A 3,773-nucleotide genomic window follows, 5' to 3' on the forward strand; every position below is an offset into this window, starting at 1 on the left:
GGCCGGGCGCCCCTGTGCGTTCCGTACGGTCAGACCTTGACGCGGACTTCCTTGCGGAGGTCGGCGGCGATCTGGGCCGCGGCGTCCTTGTCCAGACCCTTCGTCGCCTCGCCGGCGAACACCGCGGCGAAGGTGCTGTGGTCGGACCACACACAGAACCAGTTGGTCTGCGGCTGCTTCGTCATGGCGTTCTCGCCCTGGATCGACTGGCACTTCATGACGCCGTTGAAGTCGTCCGGGGACGCCTCCTCCGGAGACCCGATCAGCTTGAACTTGCTGTCGGAGTCCTTCTTCGCCTCCTCGTTCATCTGGGCGAAGTACGCGTCCAGGGTCTTCTGCGGATCCGCGATCTTCCCGTACGCGCCGGTGAACGTGACGGACTTGGCCGTCAACAGCTCGGGCGAGCCCGCGGGGTTCGACGTGTCGATCTTCTTCGGGTCGATCGTCGAGTACATCGCGGTCACGGGCTTGGGGTCCTCGATACCGGCCTTCTTCATGTCGTCCACATCGGACGAGTCGCCGGCACCGTCCTTGCTGGACCGCTTGTACTCGCCGCCCAGCACCGTCTCCGGCGTCGCCAGCTTGTGCGGCCCGTCGTCCTCCAGGCCGCCGCCCAGGCCCGGACCGAACACGAAGTACGCGCCGACCGCCACCGCGACCACACCCGCCGCGACACCGACGATCAGGCCCGTCTTCTTCTTCGGGGCCTGCGGGACCGGCGCGCCCGGGTAGCCGCCCGGGGCCCCGCCGTACGGCGGCTGCTGCGGGGGCTGCCCGTACGGGTTCGGCTGCGCCGGGGGCTGCTGCGGGTAGCCGTAACCCGGCTGAGGCGGCGGGGCCTGCTGCGGGTAGCCGTAACCGGGCTGGGGCGCCTGCGGCTGCTGGCCGTACGGGCCCGGCTGGCCGTAGGGACCCGGCTGACCGTACGGCCCGGGCTGCTGGGGCTGACCGCCGTACGGGCCCGGCTGGTTGTAGCTCATTAAGGGGTTCCCCCATCCAGATGCTTATGCGTTCCACACATACTGGCCGAAGGAACGTTCCCGGGGCGCGTCGGGGGTCACACCATCACGGAACATTCCCGTTTCAGTACGCGCCTGTGACACCCCTAAACTGGGCCCGTGACCGAGAACACTCAGCAGCAGCCAGCATCCGTCCCCGAACTGCCGACCCAGTACGCGCCGGCCGAGGTAGAGGGGCAGCTGTACGAGCGCTGGGTAGAGCGCGGTTACTTCACGGCCGACGCCACGAGCAGCAAGCCGGCCTACACGATCGTCATCCCGCCGCCCAACGTCACCGGCAGCCTCCACCTGGGCCACGCCTTCCAGCACACGCTCATGGACGCCCTCACCCGCCGCAAGCGCATGCAGGGCTACGAGGCGCTGTGGCTGCCCGGCATGGACCACGCGGGCATCGCCACGCAGAACAAGGTCGAGCAGCAGCTCGCCGAGGAGGGCAAGTCCCGCCACGACCTCGGCCGCGACGAGTTCGTCCGCCGCGTCTGGCAGTGGAAGGAGGAGTACGGCGGCAGGATCCTCGGCCAGATGCGCCGCCTCGGCGACGGCGTCGACTGGAGCCGCGAGCGCTTCACCATGGACGACGGCCTGTCCCGCGCCGTCCAGACCATCTTCAAGCGGCTCTACGACGACGAGCTGATCTACCGCGCCGAGCGCATCATCAACTGGTGCCCCCGCTGCCTCACCGCCATCTCCGACATCGAGGTGGAGTACCAGGAGGACGACGGCGAGCTCGTCTCCATCCGGTACGGCGAGGGGGACGACACCCTGGTCGTCGCCACCACCCGCGCCGAGACGATGCTCGGTGACACCGCCGTCGCCGTCCACCCCGACGACGAGCGCTACAAGCACCTCGTCGGCAAGCGCATCAAGCTGCCGCTGACGGACCGTACGATCCCCGTCGTCGCGGACACGCACGTCGACCCGGAGTTCGGCACCGGCGCCGTCAAGGTGACCCCGGCGCACGACCCCAACGACTTCGCGATCGGCCAGCGCCACGGCCTCGAATCCCTGACGATCATGGACGAGCGCGGAGTCATCACGGTCCACGGCCCGTTCCAGGGACTCGACCGCTTCGAGGCCCGCGACGCCGTCGTCGGCGCCCTGCGCTCCCAGGGCCGGATCGTCGCGGAGAAGCGCCCCTACGTCCACTCCGTCGGCCACTGCTCCCGCTGCAAGACCACCATCGAGCCGCGCCTGTCGCTCCAGTGGTGGGTCAAGGTCGAGCCGCTCGCCGCGGCCGCCGGCGACGCCGTCCGCGACGGCCGCGTCACGATCCACCCCGAGGACATGTCGAAGCGCTACTTCGACTGGGTGGACAACATGCACGACTGGTGCATCTCGCGCCAGCTCTGGTGGGGCCACCGCATCCCCGTCTGGTACGGGCCGAACGGCGAGGTCGTCTGCGTCGGCCCCGACGAGGAGCCGCCCACCGGCGAGGGCTGGACCCAGGAGACCGACGTCCTCGACACGTGGTTCTCGTCCGGCCTGTGGCCGTTCTCCACGCTCGGCTGGCCCGAGGAGACCCCCGACCTCGACAAGTTCTACTCGACCGACGTCCTGCTCACCGGCCACGACATCATCTTCTTCTGGGTCGCCCGGATGATGATGTTCGGCCTGTACGCGATGGACGGCGAGGTCCCGTTCAAGACCATCGCCCTGACCGGCCTGGTCCGCGACGAGCGCGGCAAGAAGATGTCGAAGTCCTTCGGCAACGTCGTCGACCCGCTCGACTGGATGGACGCGTACGGCTCCGACGCCGTCCGCTTCACCCTCGCCAAGGGCGCCAACCCCGGCACGGACGTCCCGATCGGCGAGGACTGGGTCCAGGCGTCCCGCAACTTCGCCAACAAGATCTGGAACGCCACCCGGTTCGCGCTGATGAACGGCGCGACGGTCGAGGGCCCGCTGCCCGACGCGTCGCGGATGTCGGCGGCCGACCGGTGGATCCTGTCGCGCCTCAACAAGACGGTCGCGGAGGTCGACGCGTACTACGACGACTTCCAGTTCGCCAAGCTCAGCGAGGCGCTCTACCACTTCGCGTGGGACGAGGTCTTCGACTGGTACGTCGAGCTGTCCAAGACGACCTTCTTCGAGGGCGGCGAGCAGGCCAAGGTCTCCGCGCGGGTCCTGGGCGAGGTCCTGGACGTCATGCTCCGGCTGCTGCACCCGATCGTCCCGTTCGTCACGGACACCCTGTGGACCACGCTGACGGGCGGCGAGTCCCTCGTCGTGGCCGACTGGCCCAAGGCTGTGTCCGTTCCTGGGGCTGACGCCCCGGGCGGCTTCCGCGACGACGCCGCCGAGCAGGAGATCGAGCTGGTCCAGCGGGTCGTCACCGAGGTCCGCCGCTTCCGCTCCGACCAGGGCCTCCAGCCCGGCCAGAAGGTCCCGGCCCGCCTGGACCTGGCCGGCACGGCACTGGCCCCGCACGAGCCGGCCATCCGCCAGCTCCTGCGCCTCCAGCCGGAGGGCGAGGGCTTCCACGCCACCGCCTCCCTGCCGGTCGCGGGCGCCACGGTCGCCCTCGACCTGTCGGGCACGATCGACGTCGACGCGGAGCGCAAGCGCCTGACGAAGGACCTGTCCGCGGCCGAGAAGGAGAAGGCCCAGGCCCAGGCCAAGCTCGGCAACGAGGCGTTCCTCGCCAAGGCACCCGACCACGTCGTGGACAAGATCCGCACCCGCCTCGCCAAGGCGGACGAGGACATCACCCGCATCCAGACCCAGCTGGCCAACCTGCCACAGGCCTGAGGCACC

General features: G+C 69.6%; 2 protein-coding genes. One reads left to right on the forward strand and one right to left on the reverse strand.

Translation table 11 applies throughout. The features are described 5' to 3' along the window. Positions 1–29 precede the first annotated feature (29 nt). Positions 30–980, reverse strand: coding sequence for a hypothetical protein (locus tag HTZ82_RS02905; protein WP_175407659.1), 951 nt, complete (start codon positions 978–980; stop codon positions 30–32). 138 nt (positions 981–1,118) lie between these two features. On the opposite strand from HTZ82_RS02905, the gene HTZ82_RS02910 reads away from it, so the two are divergent. After that, positions 1,119–3,767, forward strand: a complete 2,649-nt coding sequence (locus HTZ82_RS02910; RefSeq protein ID WP_175407660.1) for a valine--tRNA ligase — start codon at positions 1,119–1,121, stop codon at positions 3,765–3,767. The last annotated feature ends 6 nt before the right edge of the window (positions 3,768–3,773 follow it).

Source organism: Streptomyces sp. TRM64462, assembly GCF_013362995.1.
Lineage (GTDB): Bacteria > Actinomycetota > Actinomycetes > Streptomycetales > Streptomycetaceae > Streptomyces.

Coding starts and splice junctions, on each gene's coding strand:
- HTZ82_RS02905 (WP_175407659.1), bottom strand. CDS start 980: ATGAGCTACAACCAGCCGGGCCCGTACGGCGGTCAGCCCCAGCAGCCC.